We start from the raw sequence: 21857 nt of genomic DNA on the forward strand, positions 1-21857 counted from the left end.
GGCGTTCACCTTGTCAGCGTCAGGCCGATCGTCGCGCGGTTGTCCTTGAACGCGCGGTAACGATCAGTGCCGTTGGAGGATTGGTCGAGCCGCTCGAAGCCGAATTTGAGCCCGGCATAGCGGCTGATACGATAGGTCGCGCTGGCCTTGGCGCTGATGCGGCCATCGGTGCGGTCCAGATTGTTGAAGCGGCTGTCCTGATAGCCGAGCGACGCGGACAGGATGAGCTGCCGCAGCCATTCGTGATCGACCTGGATGCTGCCCTGGGTCGAAAGATAGCCGCCCGATCCGGGAATGCCGGAATCGAGCACCGACCGGTTGCCCCGGATCGTCACGGTCGTCAGCTGAGTCGGGAAGAACTGCACCGTCGCGTTGAAGCCCAGGCCGCCCAGGTCGTTGTAGAAGGGCAGGCGGAAACGCTGCTGGATATAGCCGATGCCGATGCTGCCGCGGATCAGCGCCGCGGGCTCGAAACTGACGCCGGCGAGCAGCTCGAACCCGTTCGAATCGCGCTTGGGCGTCTCGATCGAGCCGGTCCGGAAGCGGCGGATATTGTAGCTCGCGCTGGTGAACCACGCGATCGACGGCGTCTGCGCATAGGAGGCGCGGACGCCGACGCGGTAGCTCATATTGTCGCTCGGCTGGTAATCCGCGATCGACCCGTCGGCGAGCTGCCCGTCGCGAAAATCGAACCGCGCCACGCGCGCCGTGGTCGACAGTCGCAGCTTGTTGAAATCATGCGCGAGCAGCACCGCGCCCGATTGCTGCGTGTAATAGATCGGCTTGATCGTCTGCGAGAATATGTCCTGCGACAGCCGCGACTGGTGGATCCCCTCGGCGCGGATCGCGGTCGTCAGCGTGGTCGCCTGGTTGATGTCGAACACGCCGCGGCCCGTCACCGAATAGTCGGCGATATTCTCGGTGCTGCGGTTGAGATACCGGTCGACCTTGCCCTTCGCGTCGAGGCTCAGGCTGTTGCGCGCCCATTGCGATTGCAGCGCCAGCTGCGGCTGGATCCGCAGCAAGCTGTCCGCGACCCGGTCGTCCTGCGTCCCGAAGATGTTGTCGTCATGGATGCCCGTCACCTCGACCGACGGCGCGAGCCGGAACCCGCCGAGCGGAATGCCGGGCGCGACATAGCCCGGCTGCACGCGCTCGAGCACGGCTGTATGCCGCGTTTCGATCTGTGGCTTTTCCTCGGGCAACAGCGGCGTCTCCTGCGCATGGAGCAACTGCGGGCACAGCATCGCACTGCCCAGCACGCCGGTGCGGGCGGCATGACGAAGCCAACAGGGTGTACGGCGAGACACGGGAACTAGAAGTTTCGCTCTCGGATCCGCACGGTGTCACCGGGCTGCACGATCACGTCGGCGGTCAGCGGTTCGCGCGCTTCGGCCGCCTGTCCGGTATGGCGGATCATCACCGTCTTCTGGTTCGCGCGATAGGTGAAGCCACCCGCGGTCGCGACCGCGCCGAGCACTGTCATCCCCGACTGATAGGGAAACTGGCCCGCCTTGTTCACTTCGCCCAGCACATAGATCGGCCGCGACGCGACCAGGTCGACGACCAGATGCGCGTTCTTGAAATAGCGTGCCTGCAGCGTCTGCGTCAGCGCCGCGGAGAACTCGCCCAGAGTCTGCCCCTGCGCCTTGATCATGCCGACCAGCGGAAACGAGATGTCGCCCTCGCTGTTGACGGCATATTCGCCGGTCACGCCGGGCTCGTTATACACGTTGATCCGCAGCCGGTCGTCGGGCGCGAGCCGGTACACATAGGGCGCAGCGGGCGCCGCTCCCGCCGGGGTCTGCGCGATATCGGCGGAGCAGCCCGTCAGCCACAGGGCCGCCGCACACGCTGTCGTGCACGCCATCGCGATACGCTTGGTCATAGCGCTTCTCCACCACGTTCATGGCCACGCTCGGGCCCGCGAACGGTCTCAATCTCGGTATCGATCATAGCTCTTCTTTTTCCGATCTGGAGCGCCCTGCGCTTCAGGAAGCCTGCACCCCAGGCGATGTGCATCGTCGCCAGCGCCGGCGCGGCCATCAGCGCGGTCAGCGATCGGTCCTTGAGCGCGAACACGCTCGATGCCGCCAGCAGCGCGAGCGCATAGAGCAGCGGGATGACCAACAGCACGGGCAGGACGATCCCGCCGATCAGGCCGACGCCGATCGCCAGCGTGATCGCCGGCGGCAGCATCTGGCGCAGGCGCAGTCGCTCGCCATGCTTGTGGCTGGTCCGCGCACGCCCCGAGCCATAGCGGAAATATTGCCGCGCAAGGCCCCGCAGCGTGCCGCGCGGATAATAGATCACCGGGATCGTCGCATCGAGCCAGATCCGCCCGCCCAGCGCGCGAAGCCGTGCGTCGAGCTCGGCATCCTCGTTCGCCTCGAAGCTGGTGTCATACCCGCCCGCGCGTTCGAACAGCGCCCGCCGGAACGCGGCGTGATGGCCGTGATCGACCCAGGCCGACGCGTTGCCCATGCGGTGCGCCGATCCGCCCGTGCCGATCCGGCTGTTCTGCGCGATCGCGACCGCGCGCTGGAAGCCGCGATCGCCCCTGGTCGTCAGCCGCACCACGACCGAATCCGCGCCGCTGTCCGCCAGCGAGGCGAGCAGCCGGCTGACATAGTCGGGCGGGTAGGACGCATGCGCATCGACGCGGACGATGACGGCGAAGCGGCGGTCGGCCGCGGCCACCGCACGATTGACGCCCGCCGCCTGGATCCGCTCGGGATTGTCGATCAGGCGCACGCGCGGCGCGCGGGCCGCGACCGCGATGACCGCCTCGCGCGTGCCATCGCGGCTGCCGCCATCGGCGACCAGTATCTCGCCGACCACCGACGGCGGCTCGCGCAACAGCGTGTCGAGCAACGCCTCGATATGCGCGATCTCGTTCAGCGTGGGGATGATGACGCTCGCGGTCATGCCGCACCGCCGTCCGGGCGCAGCGCCTCGACGAAGCGCGTGGCGGACCGTTGCAGATCGGTCTCGCGCAGGCGCGCATCGGCATGCCGCCGATAGTCGGCGACCCCCGCGGGCGCGATCGCGCGTGCCATCGCGTCGGCGAGATCGGCCTGCGCGAAATCGATCCGGTTGGCGGGCGGCAGATAGGCGCGGAACACGTCGATCTGCGACGCGAGCACGGGGATGCCATAGGTCATCGCCTCGAGCATGACCAACGGCACGCCCTCCCAGCGCGACGGCATCAGCAGCAGGTCCGCCGCCGCCAGCGTCGCGTGCGGGGTGTCGGTCCATGCCGAGCAGCGAATGTCGACCCGACCGGCGAGATCGCGTCGCAGCGTATCGAAATCGGCCTCGCCCTCGCCGGACCCGACGATCACGAAGGTCCAGCCCTCGAGCTGCGCCGCGCTCCGCCGGATCGCGTCCGCCAGCGTGTCGAGCCCCTTCTGGCGTATGTCGAGCCGCCCGAGGAACAGGGCCACGCGCGAGTCGGGATCTAGCCCGAGCGCCTGCCGGGCCTGCGCGCGCGCAGGCTGCGGCGGCGGCGCGACGATGTTGTCCGCGACCACGACGGGCGCGGTGCCGCCCGCGGCACGGACCTGCTCGACGACCGCGCTGCTCGGCACGATGAAGCGATCGGGGCGGCGATACAGGCGACGGCGGACCCAGTCGCCGGGCACCGCGCGACGGCCCAGCTCGGCCATGCGGTGCGCCATCGGCACATAGCTGACGACGAAGCTGTCGCGCGGGGCGGCGAGCAGCGGGACGACGCAATTCTCGATCCGCCCCTGCAGCAACAGCGTCGCGCTCGGCCGCACATCGGCAAAGGCCTTGCGCACAGCCTGCGCATAGCTTCGGCGAAAGCCCCCGAGATAAGGCTCGGCGCGCTGCTTGGTGAAATCCCACGGCATCACCGCGAACCGGTCCGAGACATACGGCCGCAGCCGCTCGGCCAGCTTGGCGTTGGCGGTCGGATGCCGCACGACGATCCGGTCGAAGTCGCGGCTTTCCAGCAGCGTCGGCAGGAACCGCAGGAACATCGCCTCGTGCCCGCCAAAGTCGGGGCTGTCCTGCAAAATGAGGAGCGACCGGCTCATGCCGCGCGATCCGCGAGCGCTGCCTCGTAGACGGTGCGGGTCATCGCGCCGATCTGGGTCCAGTCGAGCGTGTCCGTCGCCGATGCGGGACGCGGCCGCCGTCCGATCGAGTCGACGATCGCACCCGCCAGCGCCGCGATATCCGCCGCGGGCACCAGCGCGCCGCTATCCTCGCCCGTCCCGATCATCGTCCGGAACGCGCCGAGATCGCTCGCGATCAGCCAGCGATCGAGATCGGCGACGAGATGCAGGACGCCGCTCGCGTCGATCGACCGGTAGGGGAAGACGAACGCATCGGCGCTGCGCAGCAGCCCCGCCATCGCGTCCTCGGACAGCCGCCCCTCACGCAGCGTGAACGCGTCGCCAAGACCCAGCGCCTTCGCGCGCGCCACGATCGGCTCGACGTCGATCTGCGCCTCGCCGGCGACGATCACCTCCAGGCGATCGCGGATCTGCGGATCGATCAGGCCGAGCGCCTCGACCAGCAGGTCGACGCCCTTATACGCCTGCAGGCGGCCGAACAGCACGATCCGCCAGCGGCCAGGTTGCGCGCGCGCTTCGGGCTCGGCGGTGCGCAACGGCAGCACGCCGTGCGGCACGACGTGGATCCGGTCCTCGGGCAGGCCGCGCGCCAGCAGCGCGTCGCGACCCTGCTCGGTATGCACGATCAGCCGGTCGAACGCCGCGAGGATGGCGGTGTAGCCGCTGCGCTGCGCCGCGCTGACCGGGCGGCCGTTGAACGGCTCAATATCATGGACGGTCAGCACGACCGGTCGGCTCTTCCGGATCCGGCGTACCGCGCGCACGTCGAGCATCGGCAGCGCCGCCCATTGGAAATGGACGACGTCGAACCGCGCGGCTTCGCGCGTCAGGCGGCGAAGCCCCGCGACATGTTCGAGTCCCTTGAGCGCACGCCACGCCGATCCCACGCGCCGCCGCGGTCCGTCGGTCAGCGGATAGAAGAAGGGCAGGGTGCGGCTCCCGGCGAGCAGATCCTCCTCGTTCGGACGCAGCGCCCGCGTCGCCCAGGCCGGCCGCAGACCATTGGCCTGCAGCCCGTCCGACAGCGCCGCGTCATAGGGCGCGGTGAACAGCGACGGATCGACCAGCAGCACCGATTGCCCCGTGGCGCTCGCGTTTTCGCGGGCGGCGGCGCGCGGGGCGGCGCGCAAGGCGGTACTCAGAACGACCCCTTGCTGGCAAAGACGGCCGGCACGGTACGAACCATGATCCAGATATCGCCACCCACCCAGCGGGTCCGGCTATAGATCGTGTCCATCGCCACGCGACGGCGATAGCTGATGTCGTTGCGGCCGCTGACCTGCCACAGCCCGGTGATCCCCGGGCGCAGGTTGCAGTAGAATTCCATGTAGCGCCCGTAGCGCTCGACTTCGGCAGGCACGATCGGCCGTGGACCGACCAGGCTCATCTGACCCCAGACGACGTTGAGCAGCTGTGGCAGCTCGTCGAGGCTCGACTTGCGCAGGAAGCGGCCGAGCGGCGTGATCCGGGGATCGTTGCGCAGCTTCTGGTCGAGCGCCCATTCGGCGCGCGCCGCCGGGTTCTCGGCCAGGTGCCGCCGCAGCCGTGCCTCGGAATCGCGCACCATCGTCCGCAGCTTCAGGCACGGAAACATCCGTCCGCCACGCCCGATACGCCGGTGCATGAACAGCGGAGACCCGCCGTCCTGAAGAGAAATTGCGATACAAAGCAGTACGATAACCGGCAAAAATACGAGAAAGGCACTGCCGGCGAAAATGATGTCGACCAGTCGCGACAAATTGCCATCGACCTTCCGCATAACACTGAAGTTATCGGTCGACTTGCTCGAGGCATTGGATCCCGAATGCACTCTAACGCGAGTGCGTACATCGCCATAGAATGTCATGGCCGCACCTCATTAACTGATGTTTATTGTCGCAGTGCAATATTGCAGAGGTGCCCCGGCTTGGCCAGCGGACTCAGCCCCCGTTATCCCGCCGATCGCTCTGTCTACCGCATTGCAGCATGAATTTGGCGACACCTTTGGACGCCGTGCGTTGTGGCTGAACGCAGCCTGTATCTGCCGGGAAACGGGCGGAATTTGCGTATTAATGACGCACCGCTCACGGAATCGGCAGTGATCGACGCAGCCGCCTTCGGCCGCGATCGAGCGCTAATTATCTGGAACTATTGTAAAATCCGAACGGGTCGCGCGCGGGCACGCCAACCCGTCCCACCGCCCGCGTCACGGTCGGTGGAGATCGCCCGGTGGTATTGGCCATCCGCAGATGATTCGCATCGAGATCGGACCGACCCCCGCGAGTCGTCGCCCCGCGGCCGACCGCCCGGGATCGCACCAAACGGCGCGACCCCGGACGTGCGTAATCGTCAGGCCGTCTCGCTCACCGTCGCCGCATGGCCCACCGCGATCGCGCTCAGATTGACGATCCCGCGCGCGGTCACGCTCGGCACCAGCATCTGCAGCGGCTTGGCGAGCCCGAGCAGCATCGGCCCGAGCGGCGCGGATTCGGTCGACGCCGACAGCAGCGACACCGCGATGTTCGCCGCATCGATGTTCGGCATCACCAGCAGGTTCGCCGAGCCCGTCAACGGACTGTCGTCCACCAGCCGCCGCCGCAGCGCCTCCGACAGCGCGGCATCGCCGTGCATCTCGCCGTCGAACTCGAACTCCGGCGCCATCTCCTTCAGCAACGCATGCCCCGCGCGCATCTTCTGCGCCGAGGGCGACCGCGACGCGCCAAAGCTCGAATGCGACAGCAACGCCGCCTTCGGCTCGATCGCGAACGCGCGCACCGCGTCGGCCGCGAGCATCGTCATCTCCGCGATCTGCTCGGCGGTCGGATCGACCGTGACGTGCGTATCGCAGAAGAACAGGCTGCCGGTGCGCAGGATCACCGCGGACATCGCGTACAGCCGCGACACGCCCGGCATCCGCGGGATCAGCGGCATGACATAGGTCATCTGCGTCCACCAGTCGCCGATGCCACCACACAAGGCTGCATCGACGCGACCCTCGCGCAGCAGCATCGCCGCGGCCACGCTCGGCCGCGTCCTGAGCGCGCGCTCGGCGCTGTCGGGCGGCGTGCCACGGCGGCCGACGAGCGCGCTGTAGCTCGCGAGCAGCGGCTCGAACACTTCGCGGTCGGTCGCCGGATCGAGCACCTCGACATCGCTGCCGATCGTCATCCGCAGCCCGCTCGCCTCGATCCGCTGGCCGATCACGTCGCGCCGCCCGATCAGCACCGGCCGGCCAAGCCCTTCGTCGATCACCGTCTGCACCGCGCGCAGCGTCCGGTCGTCCTCGCCCTCGCCATACGCGATCGAGCGCCCCGCCTGCTTGGCGCGCGCGAAGATCGGCCGCATCAGCTGGCCCGAGCGGTACACGAACACTTCGAGGTCGCGCAGATACGCGTCGAAATCCTCGATCGGCCGCGTCGCCACGCCCGAGTCCATCGCCGCCTTCGCCACCGCGGGCGCGACGTGCAGGATCAGCCGCGGATCGAACGGCTTGGGGATGATGTAGGTCGGCCCGAACACCGGCGTCGCGCCACCATAGGCGCTGACGACCACGTCAGACGCGGTCGCGCGTGCGAGCGCGGCGATCGCGTCGACCGCGGCGACCTTCATCGCCTCGTTGATCTCGGTCGCGCCGACGTCGAGCGCGCCGCGGAAGATGAACGGGAAGCACAGCACGTTGTTGACCTGGTTCGGAAAATCCGAACGGCCCGTCGCGATGATCGCGTCGGGGCGGGTCGCCGCGACCAGTGCGGGCTGGATCTCGGGCTCGGGGTTCGCCAGCGCCAGGATCAGCGGATCGGGCGCGAGCAGGTGCAGCCATTCCTGCTTCAGCACGCGCGGCGCCGACAGGCCGAGGAAGATGTCCGCCCCCTCCAGCACGTCGGGCAGCGTCCGCGCATTGGTGGTGCGGGCATAGCGCGCCATGTTCGGCGGCATCACGTCGCCGCGATCGGCATGGACGACGCCCTTGATGTCGGTCAGCGTCACGTTCTCGGGGTTGAGCCCCATCGACACCAGCAAATCGACCGTCGCCAGCGCCGCCGCGCCTGCGCCCGACGTCACCAGCTTCATCTGGTCGAGCTGCTTGCCGCGCAGTTCGAGCACGTTGCGGACCGCGGCCGCGCACACGATCGCGGTGCCGTGCTGATCGTCATGGAACACCGGGATGTTCATGACCTCGCGCAGCTTCGTCTCGATCTCGAAGCATTCGGGCGCCTTGATGTCCTCGAGATTGATCCCGCCGAACGTCGGCTCGAGCACGCGGACCGCCTCGATGAACGCCTGCGGGTCGAGCTGGTCGATCTCGATGTCGAAACAGTCGATCCCGGCGAATTTCTTGAAGAGCACCGCCTTGCCCTCCATCACCGGCTTCGACGCGAGCGCACCGATCGCGCCGAGCCCGAGCACCGCGGTGCCGTTGGTGATCACCGCGACGAGGTTGCCTCGCGCGGTATAGTCGCGCGCCTTGTCCGGATCCGCGGCGATTTCCTCGCACGCGGCGGCAACGCCCGGCGAATAGGCCAGCGCGAGGTCGCGCTGCGTCGCCATCCGCTTGGTCGCCTCGACCGAGAGCTTACCCGGCTTTGGATAGCGGTGATAATCGAGCGCGGCCTTGCGGAAATCGTCTTCCATGGTCTTCCTAACCTGTCGGCCGCGGCGGCGACCGGGTGGGCGCGCGCAAAACGCGCGGCGAATGTTCAACGATCGCATAGCCTCACGCACACCGATCCGCCAACCCCGCGCGGACGTAGCGTCGGTTCGGATGAGGCGGAGGCGCCACGACCCGCCCAAACCACCACCCCGGCGAAGGACCACCACCCCGGCGAAGGACCACCACCCCGGCGAAGGACCACCACCCCGGCGAAGGCCGGGGCCCAGTTGGAACGTCCGATGTAACGACGCGCAGCGCTCGGTTAGCAACGTCCCCCAACTGGACCCCGGCCTCCGCCGGGGAGGGGCAAACCCAACGATCCTCCCCCGCCAGGGGGAGGTGGCACCGAAGGTGACGGAGGGGGAGGAAAGGAAAACCCCGGTTCCGTGTCCTCCCCCTCCGTCCGGCAAGGGCCGGCCACCTCCCCCTGGCGGGGGAGGATCGAACTCCCCGTTCTCCCGCGAAGGCGGGAGCCCAGGAATCCCAAGCGCTACCCTTCATTACCCCGGACCCCCGCCTGCACGGGGGAACAGCGCCAAAAACCCCTGTCCTACAACGAACCAATATGGTTCGCTTCCACCCACAAAACCGGGAGCCGCACCATGACCATCGATCACCTCATCGACACCGTCATCGACCGCGAGGGCGGCTACACCAACCACCCCGCAGACCGCGGCGGCCCCACCCGCTACGGCATCACGCAAGCCGTCGCCCGCGCCGAGGGCTGTACCGAAGACATGCGCGTCTTCCCCCGCGAGAGCGCGGCAAGCATCTACCGCCGCCTTTACTGGACCCGCCCCGGCTTCGACCAGATCGCCCCGCGCGCGCCCAAAATCGCCGAGGAACTCTTCGATACCGGCGTCAACATGGGCCCCGCCGTCGCCGCCACCTTCCTCCAGCGCGCGCTCAACGCGCTCAACCGCGGCGCCACCGACTATCCCGACATGAGCCTCGACGGTCGCATCGGCCCCGCGACACTCGCCGCGCTCGACGCCTTCCTAGCGCGCCGCAAACCCGGCGGCGAAACCGTGCTCCTGAAAGCGATCGAGGCGCTGCAAGGCGAACGCTACGTCGCGCTCGCCGAGACCCGCCCCGCCAACGAGGCCTTCCTCCACGGCTGGCTCGCCAACCGCACCTGACTCGGCCGCGCAAACGCTCCCAGCGTCTGCACTTCCTATACTTCACTCTTGCCGGAGACCCCCAATGGCCCAGCAACCCCTTGATCCAGCACCAGACCCCTGGATCACCCGCGCCCGCCCGACCTTCCTCTACGTCATGTACATCCTGCTGCTCGGCGCGATCCCGGCCGGCCTGATCGCCGCGGTCCGCCCGTCCACGGCGCAGGCGATCGCCGCGGGCATGGCCGCCTATCTCAACGCGATCCCCGAACCACTCTACGCGCTCTTCGGCACGGGCTATCTCGGCTACACGGTCGCGCGCGAATGGGGGAAGGGGCGGTGATTCCACCTCCTTACAGCGGCCCCCTCGGCGTAAACGCCGTACTGCCACCCCTTTTCCGTTCGTGCCGAGTAGCGACCGAGTAGCCCGCTCGGGCGTATCGAGGGCGCGTATCGAGGTACGGGTAACGCGCGCAACGCTGGTCCTTCGATACGCGCTCTCGACACGCTCGATCGCTACTCGGGACGAACGGCCGGTGTTCATCCCCGCCCCGTTGCACCCCCGAAACCGCACCCTACATCGCTGGCATGAGCAACGACCCCCACGCCATGCCGACCTGGCACGGCACCACCATCCTCTCGGTCCGCCGCGGCGGCAAGGTCGTCGTGATCGGCGATGGCCAGGTCTCGATGGGCCAGACCGTCATGAAACCCAATGCGCGCAAAGTCCGCCGCCTCGGCGACGGCTCGGTCATCGGCGGGTTCGCCGGCGCCACCGCAGACGCCTTCACGCTGTTCGAACGCCTCGAACGCAAGCTGGAGGCGCATCAGGGCCAACTCCTGCGCGCCGCAGTCGAGCTCGCCAAGGACTGGCGCACCGACAAGTTCCTGCGCAACCTCGAAGCGATGATGATCGTCGCGGACAAGGACGTGACGCTGATCCTGACGGGCAATGGCGACGTGCTCGAACCCGAGAACGGCGTCGCCGCGATCGGCTCGGGCGGCAATTACGCGCTCGCCGTCGCCCGCGCGCTCGTCGAGTACGAGACCGACGCGGAAGTCCTGTGCCGCAAGGCGATGCACATCGCCTCCGAACTCTGCGTCTACACCAACGACCGCCTCACGGTGGAAACGATGGACTCGACGACGTAACTTCTTCTCCCCCTCCCGCAAGCGGGAGGGGGCAGGGGGTGGGCGCCCGCCCACCTCCGGCGCTACCGTTCGAGGGAAGCGCGAGCCCACCCCCAGCCCCTCCCGCCTGCGGGAGGGGAGCGAGAGAACCATGAACGACCAGCTCACCCCGAAGGCCATCGTCGCCGCGCTCGACGCCCACATCATCGGCCAGGCCGCCGCCAAGCGCGCGGTCGCGGTCGCGATGCGCAACCGCTGGCGCCGCCAGCAGCTCAGCGAAGATCTCCGCGACGAGGTCACGCCCAAGAACATCCTGATGATCGGACCGACCGGCTGCGGCAAGACCGAGATCAGCCGCCGTCTGGCGAAGCTCGCCGACGCACCGTTCGTGAAGGTCGAGGCGACCAAGTTCACCGAGGTCGGCTATGTCGGCCGCGACGTCGAACAGATCGCGCGCGACCTCGTCGAGGAAGCAATCCGCCTCGAAAAGGAACGCCGTCGGATCGCGGTGAAGGACAAGGCCGAGGAGGCGGCGATGGGTCGCCTGCTCGACGCGCTGGTCGGCAAGGATTCGAGCACCGCGACTCGCGAAAGCTTCAAGCAGCGCTTCCTCGACGGGCATCTGAACACCGCCGAGGTCGAGATCGAGGTCGAGCAGGCGCCGACCACGCCGTTCGAGATCCCGGGCGGTGCACCGCAGATGATCAATCTCGGCGAGATGATGAAGTCGTTCGGCGGCGGTCAGCAATTGAAGCGCCGCAAGCTCACCGTCCATGCGGCCTGGGACAAGCTCGTCGAGGAAGAGGCGGACAAGCGTCTCGACCAGGACGAGGTCAGCCGCGCGGCGCTGGCCGATGCGGAGGCCAACGGCATCGTCTTCCTCGACGAGATCGACAAGATCGCGGTCGCCGATGGCCGGGGCGGGTCGATCAGCCGCGAGGGCGTCCAGCGCGACCTGCTGCCGCTGATCGAGGGCACGACCGTGGCCACCAAATACGGGCCGATGAAGACCGACCATATCCTCTTCATCGCGAGCGGCGCGTTCCACGTCGCCAAGCCGAGCGACCTGCTCCCCGAATTGCAGGGCCGCCTGCCGATCCGCGTCGAGTTGAAGGGGCTGACCGAAGCGGATTTCGTCGCGATCCTGTCGGACACCAAGGCGTCGCTGCCGCTCCAGTACAAGGCGCTGATCGCGACCGAGGGCGTCGGCATCGAGTTCACCGAAGACGGCATCGCCGCGATCGCCCGCATCGCCGCCGAGGTGAATGCGGAGATCGAGAATATCGGCGCGCGCCGCCTGCAGACGGTGATGGAAAAGCTGCTCGAGGAGGTAAGCTACAACGCCGAAGATCGCGGCGGCTCGAACCTGATGATCGACGGCGCGTACGTCGACAGCCAGCTGAAAGAGATCGCCCGCAACACCGACCTCAGCCGCTTCGTGCTCTAACTCGTTCTGCATCCTCCCCCGCCAGGGGGAGGTATCGCCGAAGGTGACGGAGGGGGAGGACAGGAAAACGGCTGTTCCATGTCCTCCCCCTCCGTCAGGCTAGGGCCTGCCACCTCCCCCTGGCGGGGGAGGATCGTTCCGTTACGGTAGTCGCCGAGCGGGCTTTGTCAGGGCCGCTGTCAGGAGACCATAATGGACGTGACCGAAGCCATCGCCGCCCGCCGCTCCGTCCGAGGCTTTCTTGACACCCCCGTGGACCCGACCCAACTCCGCGACCTCGCCGTAAAAGCGTCCCGCGCCGCGACCGGTGGCAACCTCCAGCCCTGGCACATTGCAATCGTCCAAGGCGACGCAATGACCCGCCTCAAGGCAACTATGGCCGAAAAGCTGGCCACCGGGACCACCGAACAGCCAGCCTATGACATCTACCCAAAAGACCTGACCGCCCCCTACCGAGACCGCCGCTTCGCAGTCGGCGAAGCGATGTACGCAGAACTCGGCATCCCCCGCGACGACAAGGCGGCGCGCCGAGACTGGTTCGCCCGCAACTTCGCCTTCTTCGGCGCCCCGGCGGCCTATTTCTGCACTGTCGACCGGCGGATGGGCCCGCCGCAATGGTCCGATCTCGGCATGTACCTGCAAAACCTGATGCTGCTCGCGGTCGACGCCGGCCTCGCCACCTGCGCGCAGGAATGCTGGGCGATGTACCCGGACACGCTCGGTGCGTTCCTCGACATCCCCGACGACCGCATGCTCTTCTGCGGCATGGCGATCGGCTACGAGGACAAGTCGGCTCCCGCCAATGCCCTGCGCACCGACCGCGCGGCAGAGGCGGAATGGTTGAAGACGATCCGCTAATCCCGGCGGTCAACCGACAATAAAGCACCACCCCGGCGAAGGCCGGGGCCCAATTGGGGGACCGGCGTAACCAGACGCGCGCTCAGTCAAAAGCGTGCGCCAATTGGGCCCCGGCCTCCGCCGGGGTGGTGCCTATACGGCATTGTTCACCCGCAAAGGCGGGTGCCCAGGCTGGGTCTCCGCCTTCGCGGGGAAGCAAGGATTAGAGAACCACCGTCTGCGGCTTGGCGCCCTTGATCCCCGCAAGGATCATCGCCTCCCAGACCGCGGGGTCACCCGCCGCGGCCATCGCCCGGTCGGGTTCGCGCAGCGTGCGCAGCACCGCGAGCGCGTCGGGCAGATAGTCCGCCCAGGCGGAATCGATCAGCTGCGACGCGGATTCGGCGTCGCCGCCCGCATTCGCGCTGATCCGCTGGCCGGCCAGCACGCGCGCGATGCGCTCGGCGACCGGGGTAGTGGAAACGTCCATCAGCATTCTCCTCGCGGGCCGGTCTTACACCAAACCCGCGAGGCGATCGAATGCTTAGCGCGCCGAGCTTGGACCCGCGCCGCGACCCGGACCACGGCCGCCACCGCCGGCCGGACGGCCACCGCCGCCCTGACCACCGGGACGACCACCGCCCTGCGGACGACCGCCGCCGCCACCCTGGCCGCCACGGCTCGCACCCGCATAGTTGCGGCCGGTGCTGCCGCCGGTGGCGCGCGGCGCATGCGTCGCACGCGGACGCGCGGGATCGCGTGGACGGTCGATCCGGACCTCGGGGTCCGCGCCCATCGTCTTGACGCGAGTCTGCTTGATCTGGTTCGACAGGTTGACGAAATCGTCGGGCAGCGCGCGGACCGTCACCTTCTGACGCGTGATCCGCTCGATGTCGCGCAGATAGGCCTTCTCGTCATCCGCGCAGAACGCGACGGCGATGCCGCTGGCGCCCGCACGTGCGGTGCGGCCGATGCGGTGGACATACTGCTCGGCGACGTTGGGCAACTCGAAGTTGATGACGTGGCTGACGCCCGAGACGTCGATGCCGCGCGCAGCGATGTCGGTCGCGATCAAAACCTTGACCTTGCCCTGCTTGAACTCGCCCAGCGCCCGCTCGCGCTGGCCCTGGCTCTTGTTGCCGTGGATCGCGTTCGAGGCGATGCCGTTGCCCGCGAGCAGCTTCACGACGCGGTCGGCGCCATGCTTGGTGCGCGTGAAGACGAGCGCACGGTCGATCGCCGGATCGCCCAGCGTGATCGTCAGCAGCGCCTGCTTTTCCGACTGGTTGCAGAAGGTGACATACTGGTCGACGCGCTCGGCGGTGGTCGACGCGGGCTTCACCGACACGGTCTTCGGGTCGAGCAGGAACTGCGAGGCGAGATCACGGATCGCGACGGGCATCGTCGCCGAGAAGAACAACGTCTGGCGCTTCTTCGGCAGCATGCGGACGATCTTCTTCAGCGCATGGATGAAGCCCAAGTCCATCATCTGGTCGGCTTCGTCGAGCACGAGGATCTCGATCATCGACAGGTTGCAGAAGCCCTGCTCGATCAGATCGATAAGCCGGCCCGGCGTCGCGACGAGGATGTCGACGCCGCGGCTGAGATCCTGGCGGTTCTTGTTGATGCTGGTGCCGCCGAACACGGTGGTCACCGACATCTTGCTGAACTGGCCGTAAGCGCGCGCGCTGTCGGCGATCTGGCTGGCGAGCTCACGAGTCGGCGCGAGCACCAGCATGCGGCAATGCGTCGGCAGGACGCGCTTCTGGTTTTCGGTCAACCGCTGGATCGAGGGGAGCACGAACGCGGCGGTCTTGCCGGTGCCGGTCTGCGCGATGCCGAGCAGATCGCCGCCCTCGAGCAGGATCGGGATCGACTGCGCCTGGATCGGCGTCGGCTCGGTATAGCCCTTGGCTTCGAGCGCACGGACGAGCGGCTCGGCAAGGCCGAGGTTTGCAAATGACATGAATGGTCTCTCAATAGATGCCGGGCTCGCGAATCCACGAAGCGGACGCACGAGGGGCGGTGGTGTTTTGACACCCCGCGTGAAAAGGGAAGCCCGTTGGAAACGACCGAGGCGGAGCTAAGACCGTAAAGGTCCAATCACGCTGCATTACGCCTCGATGCCGGCCATCTGGCGTATCGTGCCCCAAAAGTCAACCTCCGGCCCTATTCGGCACCGGTGTCGGGCTCGGCGGGCGGGATCAGGTGCGGATCTGGCCGAGGTGCAGATACCGCTCGTTGAACTCCGCGGCGTCGCGCAGCCGGGGCCAGTCGGTCACGCTCAACTGGCGCTTCTTGCGCGTGATCAGCCCGTCGGTCTCGAGCGATTTCAGCACGCGGTTGACGTGGACCGGCGTCAACCCGAGCGCATCGCCAAGCTGTTCCTGCGTCATCGGCAATTCATACGCCATCACGTCGCCGAGCATCGACGTCTTGAAGCGTACGGAAAACTCGCAGAGCAGATGCGCCAGCCGGCTGCGCGCGTTGCGCCGCCCGACGTTGAGCAGCCATTCGCGGTGAATCGACGATTCCACCAGCGCATCGATCCACAAGGCCTGGCCAGCGGCGGGACACGCCTCGATGAACTGACGGAGCGCGGCGATCGGCACCTCCGCGAGCGTCAGCCGGGTCAGCGCCTGGATATCGTGATCGGATTCCTCGAGAAACAGGTTCTGCAGGTCGATGAATTCGCCGGGCAACAGGATCGACACGATCTCGCGCTCGCCATTGGGCGTCAGTTTCTGCCGGTAGGCCAGTCCGTCGAGAATGAACGCGCAGCGGGTCGGGCGCTGGCCTTCGCGCAGCATGTAGGTCGACGCATCGATCGTCCTGACCTTGAACGGCAGCGCGGCGATCTTGGCGCGATCGTCAGCGCTCATCGCCGTCCGCGTTTCGAACTTACGAACAACTTGTTCCGTCACGGTGGAAATGTCCACGTGCACTCTCCGCATCCAGGGCAGGAGCACCCGTTTCTCGTCGTCTCCCTCACTGGGATAGCGCGTCGGGGGAAAGTGCACCTTATCCCAGGATTGGGCAGGTCAACAAAACCCATGTTATTATATTACGCCGGAACGCGAGCAGACCCATGCGCCGCCCGTGTCCTGAAGCGCTTGGTCGGCACGTTCAGACTGGCGGTAAACCGGTATCCGCGCCGGGCTCGGTTATCGTCACGTCGACCGCCAGCAGCACGCTCCCCTGGTCGTCGCGAACCGCAACGCGGAAGCACGCGCCATGCCGTACGATATCCGGATGGTCGCTCAGGTAATCGCCCGCGAATATGACCGCCTGGACGCGCGCATTTTCGTCGTCGGGCAGATCCGTGCCGTCTTCGTCGGGCGCGTGTTTATGGTTGTCGATGTCGAAGAAGTATCTGGGCATGCTCGACTTCCTCAACCGTTACGCAAGCCTGTTCCTAACAGGCCGGCCGCCGCTCCGCTCTTACCAAAATCAGGTTTGATCGGCGCTCCATGCTCGACTTGAACCGCGCCCCGGGCGTAGGGTGCAGGCAAACACGAGAGGATCTGCCGCATGAAACTGGCCAGCCTGAAGCACCCCGATGCCACCCGCGGACGAGACGGTACGCTCGTCGTCGTCTCGAACGATCTTGCCTGGTATGCCGATGCAAGTCACATCGCGCCGACCTTGCAGGCCGCGCTCGACGATTGGGATCGACTCTCGATCGATCTGAAGAACCTGTCGACCGATCTCGAGCATGAGATGATCCCGATGCGGCGCTTTCACGAGCATGACGCCGAGTCGCCATTGCCGCGCGCCTATCAATGGGCCGACGGCTCGGCATACGTGAATCACGTCGCGCTGGTGCGGCAGGCGCGCGCCGCGGAGATGCCCGACAGCTTCTGGCATGATCCTCTGATGTATCAGGGCGGCTCGGACGGGTTCCTGGGGCCGCGCGATCCGATCCCGCTCGGCGACGAGGCCTGGGGCTGCGACATGGAGGGCGAGGTGGTCGTCGTCACCGGCGACGTGCCGATGGGCGCGTCACGGGACGAGGCACTGGCGGCGATCCTGCTGGTCGGCCTCACCAACGACGTCTCGTTGCGCAACCTGATCCCCGGCGAACTCGGCAAGGGCTTTGGCTTCTTCCAGTCCAAGCCGGCGAGCGCGTTCTCGCCCGTCTTCGTCACGCCCGACTCGCTCGGCGACTGGTGGCAGGGCGGCAAGCTGCACCGCAAGCTGATGGTCGACCTCAACGGCGTCCCGCTCGGTCGCGCCGAAGCCGGCGAGGACATGACGTTCGACTTCGGCACGCTGGTCGCGCACGCCGCCAAGACGCGCAAGCTCGGCGCGGGGACGATCGTCGGGTCGGGCACCGTCTCGAACCGTGGACCCGATGGTGGCCCGGGCAAGTCGATCGCGGAGGGCGGGGTCGGCTATTCCTGCCTCGCCGAAGTCCGCACGATCGAGACGATCACCGGCGGCAAGCCCGTCACGCCGTTCCTCAAAAAGGGCGACGTCGTCCGCATCTGGGCAGAGGACGACAAGCGTCATCCGATCTTCGGCGTGATCGAACAGACCGTCGAATAGGCGCCACGCCACGCCATGTTTCCCCGCGCTGGCGGTGCCCCAGTCTGGGCGCCCGCCTTCGCGGGAGGCCAAGGCGACGGAGGGGGATTGATGCAAGTGCCTCGCTTCACCCGAAAAAATCCACGCGCGAGCCACCTGCCAGAAAATCCCCTCGCAATCGCGATTGAAATTTAATAACACGCTTCGGTAAGAGTGTTCCGCGGTCACAGCGGCCTCATGGAGATGGAATGACGATGGCAAGCGAGCATCCGCGCGCCAATTTGCAGCCGCTCACGCTGCATATCCCGGAGCCCAAGTTCCGCCCCGGCGACGCGGTGGACTTCGCCGAAGTCGACGTGCCCCCCGCTGGCGAGGCACGGCGCCCCGACACCGCGGACAAGGCGTCCGACTTCACCGATCTCGCCTACACGCTGGTCCGCGTCCTCGACGACGACGGCAACGCGGTCGGCCCCTGGGATCCCAAGCTATCGCCCGACGTGCTGCGCCGGATGCTGCGCAGCATGGCGCTGCTCCGCGCGTTCGACGAACGCATGTTCCGCGCGCAGCGCCAGGGCAAGACCAGCTTCTACATGAAGGCGCTGGGCGAGGAGGCGGTCGCGGTCGCGGCAGCCTATGCGCTCGATTACGAGGACATGTGCTTCCCGTCCTACCGCCAGCAGGGGCTGTTGATCGCGCGGGGCTGGAGCCTCGTCGACATGATGAACCAGATCTATTCGAACACCGCCGACAGGCTCGGCGGCAAGCAGCTGCCGATCATGTACTCGGTCAAGGAAGCCGGATTCTTCTCGATCTCGGGCAACCTGACGACGCAATATCCCCAAGCCGTGGGCTGGGCGATGGCATCGGCGGCCAAGGGCGACACGCGGATCGCGGCGACCTGGTGCGGCGAAGGCTCGACCGCCGAGGGCGACTTCCATTCGGCCTGCACCTTCGCCGCGGTCTACCGCGCGCCGGTGATCTTCAACGTCGTCAACAACCAGTGGGCGATCTCGAGCTTCTCCGGGTTCGCGGGCGCCGAGGCGACGACCTTTGCGGCGCGCGCGGTCGGCTACGGCATCGCCGGGCTTCGGGTCGATGGGAACGACGCGCTCGCGGTGTACGCCGCGACGCAATGGGCCGCCGAGCGCGCGCGGACCAACCAGGGGCCGACGCTGATCGAGCACTTCACCTACCGTGCGGAAGGCCATTCGACCTCGGACGATCCGGGCCAGTATCGCAGCGAGGGCGAGCCCAATGCGTGGCCGCTCGGCGACCCGATCAAGCGGCTGAAGGATCACCTGATCGCGATCAGCGAATGGGACGATGAACGCCACGCGGCGCAGGACAAGGAGCTCGCCGAGCAGGTCAAGGCCGCGCAGAAGGAGGCCGAGAAGAACGGCATCCTCGGCCATGGCCTGCACCAGCCGCTCGAATCGCTGTTCGACGGCGTGTTCGAGGAGCTGCCCTGGCATCTGAAGGAGCAGCGTCAGCAGATGCTCGATGAGGAATCCGCATCCGGCCGCCCCTGGGATCGCAAGGCATGAGCGACATGATCGAAACACCCGTCTCGGACGCACCGGATACCGGCGGCGAAACCACCCGCATGAACATGATCCAGGCGATCAACTCCGCCATGGACATCATGATGACGCGCGATCCCGACGTGATCGTGATGGGCGAGGATGTCGGCTATTTCGGCGGCGTGTTCCGCGCGACCGCGGGGCTCCAGGCCAAGCATGGCAAGACGCGCGTGTTCGACACGCCGATCACCGAATGCGGCATCATCGGCGTCGCGGTCGGCATGGGCGCCTATGGCCTGCGCCCGGTCCCCGAAATCCAGTTCGCCGATTACATCTATCCGGCGCTCGACCAGCTCGTGTCCGAAGCCGCGCGGCTGCGCTATCGCTCGGCGGGCGAGTTCACCTCGCCGATCACGGTGCGCTCGCCGTTCGGCGGTGGCATCTTCGGCGGGCAGACGCACAGCCAGTCGCCCGAGGGTCTGTTCACGCACATGTCGGGGATCAAGACGGTGATCCCGTCGACGCCCTATGATGCCAAGGGCCTGCTGATCGCCGCGATCGAGGATAACGACCCGACGCTCTTCTTCGAGCCCAAGCGCATCTATAACGGCCCGTTCGACGGCTATTGGGATCGCCCGTCGCAGAACTGGTCGAAGCACCCGGCCGGCGAAGTGCCAACGGGTTACTACAAGATCGAGCTCGGCAAGGCGAAGATCGTCCGTGAGGGGCAGGCGCTGACGATCCTCGCCTACGGTACGATGGTACACGTCTGCACCGCGGTCGTCGCCGAAGCCGGGATCGACGCCGAGATCGTCGACCTGCGCACGCTCGTGCCGCTCGATATCGAGACGATCGAGGCGTCGGTGAAGAAGACCGGCCGCTGCATGATCGTCCACGAGGCGACTCGCACCAGCGGGTTCGGCGCCGAGCTGTCGGCGATCGTCCAGGAACGCTGTTTCTACCATCTCGAGGCGCCGATCGAGCGCGTGACCGGGTTCGACACGCCGTACCCGCACAGCCTCGAATGGGCATATTTCCCGGGGCCGGTTCGCATCGGCGAAGCCCTCAAGAAGATCATGAAGGACGCATAATGGCCCGCTTCACCTTCAAGCTGCCCGACATCGGCGAAGGCATTTCCGAGGCCGAGATCGTCGCCTGGCACGTCGCCATCGGCGACCGGGTCGAGGAAGACTCGCCGATCGCCGACATGATGACCGACAAGGCGACCGTCGAGATGGAGTCGCCGGTGACCGGCGTCGTCGTCGAACTCGCGGGCGAAGTCGGCGACCAGGTGTCGATCGGCGCTGCGCTGGTCGTGATCGAGACGGATGCGGTCGAAGTGGCGGACGAAGTCGTCGCCGCACCGCTTACCGCGGCGCAGGCCGAGACCGCCGAGCAATACGAAGCCGAGAATCCAGGCGTCGAAGAGGTTGCAACCGAAACTCCCTCTCCCCTCCGGGGAGAGGGTCGGGGTGAGGGGCAGCCCCAGGCGGAACCGTTGGCAACGGCCCCAACCCCTCACCCCAGCCCTCTCCCCGGAGGGGAGAGGGAGCAGACGCAGACCGCGGTTTCTCCGACCGAGCAGAAGGCGCACGCGCTCGCATCCCCCGCGGTCCGCGCGCGCGCGCGCGATCTCGGCATCGACCTCGCCTCGGTAAAAACCGACTCCGACCGAGTCCGCCACGCCGATCTCGACGCCTACCTCCGCTACGGGTCCGGCGAAGGCTATCACCCCCCGCACGCGTCGCGCGCGCGCGAAGACCAGCCGATCAAGGTCATCGGCATGCGCCGCCGCATCGCCGAGAACATGGCCGCGTCGAAGCGCGCGATCCCGCACTTCACCTATGTCGACGAGATCGACGTCACCGCGCTCGAAGCCATGCGCGCCGACCTCAACGCCAACCGCGGCGGCCGCCCCAAGCTGACGATGCTGCCGCTGATGATCGTCGCGATCTGCAAGACGATCCCCGACTTCCCGATGCTCAACGCGCGCTACGACGACGAGGCGGGCGTGGTGACTCGCCACGGTAGCATCCACCTCGGCATGGCCGCGCAGACCGACGCAGGCCTCACCGTCCCCGTGATCCGCGACGCACAGGACCGCAACGTCTGGCAGCTCGCGACCGAGATCACGCGTCTCGCCGAAGCCGCGCGCGCCGGCAAGCTCGCCCCCAGCGAGATGGGCGGCGGCACGATCACCGTCACCTCGCTCGGCCCCCTCGGCGGCATCGCGACGACCCCGGTCATCAACCGCCCCGAGGTCGCGATCATCGGCCCCAACAAGATCGTCGAACGCCCCGTCTTCAAGGGAGACGAGGTCGTCCGCGCCAAGCTGATGAACCTGTCGATCAGCTGCGACCACCGCGTCGTCGACGGCTGGGATGCGGCCAGCTTCGTCCAGGGCCTGAAGAAGTACCTGGAAACCCCCGTCCTGCTGTTCGCAGACTGAGACGCGGGGGAAGCGCACGCACCGCGCAGCGCTGACGATCAAAGGCCGGTTCGACGCGATGCTTCAGGGCATCGCGATCGGACCGGCCATCGCCG

General features: G+C 67.2%; 19 protein-coding genes and 1 pseudogene. 9 read left to right on the top strand and 11 right to left on the bottom strand.

What is annotated here, in order from left to right; genetic code table 11:
- Positions 1–5: 5 nt before the first annotated feature.
- From ASE79_RS11660 to ASE79_RS11690, 7 genes are all read right to left on the bottom strand, one after another.
- On the bottom strand, positions 6–1310 hold the full coding sequence (locus ASE79_RS11660; RefSeq protein WP_156359669.1) for an outer membrane beta-barrel protein: 1305 nt from the start codon (positions 1308–1310) through the stop codon (positions 6–8).
- Between the two features lie 5 nt (positions 1311–1315).
- A complete protein-coding gene (locus ASE79_RS11665) occupies positions 1316–1888 on the bottom strand; it encodes a polysaccharide biosynthesis/export family protein (protein WP_082445267.1) in 573 nt (190 codons plus the stop codon).
- Positions 1885–2928, bottom strand: a complete 1044-nt coding sequence (locus ASE79_RS11670) for a glycosyltransferase family 2 protein (RefSeq protein WP_082445268.1) — start codon at positions 2926–2928, stop codon at positions 1885–1887. The genes ASE79_RS11665 and ASE79_RS11670 overlap by 4 nt, the downstream gene beginning before the upstream one ends.
- Positions 2925–4061 (bottom strand): glycosyltransferase family 4 protein, encoded by a 1137-nt coding sequence (locus ASE79_RS11675; RefSeq protein WP_056416472.1) that lies wholly within the window; start codon positions 4059–4061, stop codon positions 2925–2927. The genes ASE79_RS11670 and ASE79_RS11675 overlap by 4 nt, the downstream gene beginning before the upstream one ends.
- Entirely contained in the window at positions 4058–5233 is a 1176-nt protein-coding gene (locus tag ASE79_RS11680; RefSeq protein WP_056416474.1) for a glycosyltransferase, read from the bottom strand. The genes ASE79_RS11675 and ASE79_RS11680 overlap by 4 nt, the downstream gene beginning before the upstream one ends.
- Before the next feature lie 8 nt (positions 5234–5241).
- Positions 5242–5949, bottom strand: a complete 708-nt coding sequence (locus ASE79_RS11685; protein ID WP_321163333.1) for a sugar transferase — start codon at positions 5947–5949, stop codon at positions 5242–5244.
- Positions 5950–6431: 482 nt separating this feature from the next.
- Positions 6432–8714 (bottom strand): NADP-dependent malic enzyme, encoded by a 2283-nt coding sequence (locus ASE79_RS11690; RefSeq protein ID WP_056416480.1) that lies wholly within the window; start codon positions 8712–8714, stop codon positions 6432–6434.
- A 621-nt stretch (positions 8715–9335) separates the two neighbouring features.
- On the opposite strand from ASE79_RS11690, the gene ASE79_RS11695 reads away from it, so the two are divergent.
- The 5 genes and pseudogenes from ASE79_RS11695 (at position 9336) to ASE79_RS11715 (ending at position 13287) form a co-directional block, all read left to right on the top strand.
- Positions 9336–9872 carry a glycoside hydrolase family 108 protein gene (locus ASE79_RS11695; RefSeq protein WP_056416484.1) on the top strand — a complete coding sequence of 179 codons (537 nt, stop codon included), beginning with the start codon at positions 9336–9338 and terminating at the stop codon, positions 9870–9872.
- An 88-nt stretch (positions 9873–9960) separates the two neighbouring features.
- A pseudogene (locus ASE79_RS11700) lies at positions 9961–10194 on the top strand (3TM-type holin); the annotation flags it as partial.
- A 266-nt stretch (positions 10195–10460) separates the two neighbouring features.
- Positions 10461–11003, top strand: coding sequence for an ATP-dependent protease subunit HslV (gene hslV, locus ASE79_RS11705; protein WP_056417248.1), 543 nt, complete (start codon positions 10461–10463; stop codon positions 11001–11003).
- A 130-nt stretch (positions 11004–11133) separates the two neighbouring features.
- Complete coding sequence (hslU, locus tag ASE79_RS11710; protein ID WP_056416489.1) at positions 11134–12429, top strand: ATP-dependent protease ATPase subunit HslU; 1296 nt, start codon at positions 11134–11136, stop codon at positions 12427–12429.
- 192 nt (positions 12430–12621) lie between these two features.
- Positions 12622–13287, top strand: a complete 666-nt coding sequence (locus ASE79_RS11715; protein ID WP_056416492.1) for a nitroreductase — start codon at positions 12622–12624, stop codon at positions 13285–13287.
- A gap of 202 nt (positions 13288–13489) precedes the next feature.
- Here the strand turns inward: ASE79_RS11715 and ASE79_RS11720 are convergent, their stop codons facing one another.
- The 4 genes from ASE79_RS11720 to ASE79_RS11735 form a co-directional block, all read right to left on the bottom strand.
- Entirely contained in the window at positions 13490–13756 is a 267-nt protein-coding gene (locus ASE79_RS11720; protein WP_056417251.1) for a hypothetical protein, read from the bottom strand.
- 54 nt (positions 13757–13810) lie between these two features.
- Positions 13811–15232, bottom strand: a complete 1422-nt coding sequence (locus ASE79_RS11725) for a DEAD/DEAH box helicase (RefSeq protein WP_056416494.1) — start codon at positions 15230–15232, stop codon at positions 13811–13813.
- Positions 15233–15470: 238 nt separating this feature from the next.
- Positions 15471–16148: a Crp/Fnr family transcriptional regulator gene (locus ASE79_RS11730; RefSeq protein ID WP_235516894.1), complete on the bottom strand. Its 678-nt coding sequence runs from the start codon at positions 16146–16148 to the stop codon at positions 15471–15473.
- A 244-nt stretch (positions 16149–16392) separates the two neighbouring features.
- Positions 16393–16647 (bottom strand): DUF6894 family protein, encoded by a 255-nt coding sequence (locus tag ASE79_RS11735; protein WP_056416497.1) that lies wholly within the window; start codon positions 16645–16647, stop codon positions 16393–16395.
- Positions 16648–16797: 150 nt separating this feature from the next.
- Between ASE79_RS11735 and ASE79_RS11740 the strand changes: the two genes are divergently transcribed.
- The 4 genes from ASE79_RS11740 (at position 16798) to ASE79_RS11755 (ending at position 21762) form a co-directional block, all read left to right on the top strand.
- Entirely contained in the window at positions 16798–17814 is a 1017-nt protein-coding gene (locus ASE79_RS11740) for a fumarylacetoacetate hydrolase family protein (RefSeq protein ID WP_056416500.1), read from the top strand.
- A gap of 233 nt (positions 17815–18047) precedes the next feature.
- A complete protein-coding gene (locus ASE79_RS11745) occupies positions 18048–19337 on the top strand; it encodes a thiamine pyrophosphate-dependent enzyme (protein ID WP_056417257.1) in 1290 nt (429 codons plus the stop codon).
- Between the two features lie 59 nt (positions 19338–19396).
- Positions 19397–20404 carry an alpha-ketoacid dehydrogenase subunit beta gene (locus tag ASE79_RS11750; protein WP_056417260.1) on the top strand — a complete coding sequence of 336 codons (1008 nt, stop codon included), beginning with the start codon at positions 19397–19399 and terminating at the stop codon, positions 20402–20404.
- Positions 20404–21762 (top strand): dihydrolipoamide acetyltransferase family protein, encoded by a 1359-nt coding sequence (locus ASE79_RS11755; RefSeq protein ID WP_056416503.1) that lies wholly within the window; start codon positions 20404–20406, stop codon positions 21760–21762. Before ASE79_RS11750 ends, ASE79_RS11755 begins: the two co-directional genes overlap by 1 nt.
- Positions 21763–21857: the final 95 nt, after the last annotated feature.

Origin of the sequence: Sphingomonas sp. Leaf28 (assembly GCF_001421685.1) — a bacterium.
Classification (GTDB): Bacteria; Pseudomonadota; Alphaproteobacteria; order Sphingomonadales; family Sphingomonadaceae; genus Sphingomonas; species Sphingomonas aurantiaca.